This window comes from Spirillospora sp. NPDC049652 (assembly GCF_040675125.1).
Lineage (GTDB): Bacteria > Actinomycetota > Actinomycetes > Streptosporangiales > Streptosporangiaceae > Spirillospora.
In genome coordinates this window covers 1-1,080 of record NZ_JBFAOF010001558.1, presented here as the reverse complement: position 1 = coordinate 1,080, position 1,080 = coordinate 1, and the positions used below count along the sequence as shown (strand labels likewise).

The 1,080-nt window shown below is 76.4% G+C and carries 2 protein-coding genes; one reads left to right on the top strand and one right to left on the bottom strand.

Going from position 1 to position 1,080, the window contains the following annotated elements; genetic code table 11:
- A partial coding sequence (locus AB0J52_RS41900; protein ID WP_500188867.1) for an ABC transporter ATP-binding protein occupies positions 1 to 648 on the bottom strand: 648 nt, incomplete at its 3' end.
- Between the two features lie 175 nt (positions 649 to 823).
- Between AB0J52_RS41900 and AB0J52_RS41895 the strand changes: the two genes are divergently transcribed.
- A partial coding sequence (locus tag AB0J52_RS41895; protein ID WP_500188866.1) for a sensor domain-containing protein occupies positions 824 to 1,080 on the top strand: 257 nt, incomplete at its 3' end.

The following is a 1,080-nucleotide window of genomic DNA, read 5'->3' as shown; positions in this document are numbered from 1 at the left end:
CGCCAGGAAGACCACGCGGTCGGCGCGGGACGCGGCGACCGGGTCGTGGGTGACCATGATGATCGTCTGCCGCTCCCGGTCCACCAGCCCCCGCAGCAGGGCCAGCACGTCCCGGGACGTGGCGGTGTCGAGCGCCCCGGTCGGCTCGTCGGCGAACAGGACGGCCGGCCGGGTGACCAGCGCGCGGGCGATCGCCACCCGCTGCTGCTGGCCGCCCGACAGCTCGCCCGGCCGGTGCCCGGCCCGGTCCGCCATCCCCACCTCGGCCAGCACGGCCCGGACGTCGGCCGCCCGCGGCCTGCGTCCCGCCAGGCGCAGCGGCAGCCCGACGTTCTGCTCGGCGGTGAGCGAGGGGACCAGGTTGAACGCCTGGAACACGAAGCCGATCCGGTCGCGGCGCAGCCGGGTCAGCGCCGTCTCGCCCATGCCGCCGAGGTCCTCGCCCGCGACGACGACCGTCCCGGCGGTCGGCCGGTCCAGCCCGGCCGCGCACTGCAGCAGCGTCGACTTCCCCGAGCCGGACGGTCCCATGACGGCGGTGAACGAGCCCGCCGGGAACGCCGCCGTCACGCCGTCGAGGGCCGTGACGGCCTGCGCGCCCGTGCCGAAGACCCGGCGCACCGAGCGGAGTTGAACCACTTCTTCCATGGCCGGAAGTCAACCGGCGGGGCCGTTCCGGGCGCAGCGTCGCCAATGCCACCTTTCGCGGTAGCGCAGGCGCTACCTCCCCCGGGTGCCTCCCTCGCTTGCCCGGCATGTCCGCGGTTGTTCCTCCACCCCGCGCGGCGGCCGGAAGGGCTGCGGGGTGCCGTACCGTGACCGCATGGCGAGCACGACGGCGTGGCAGGCCCTCACCGGACGGCGGTTCCTGCTCACGTCCTGGCCGTGGCGCGCGCTGGCTTACCTGGCGGGCGGGGCGGTCGCGGGGCCCGTGGCGCTGCTGCTCCTGCTGCCACTGTTCGTGGTCGCGGCGGCCGGGTCGGTCGTGCTCGTGGGCCTTCCCCTGCTGGCGGCGCTCGGGCTGTCCGGGGTGCCGCTGGCCGCGTTCGAGCGGTGGCGGCTGCGGCTGGTCGACCGGCG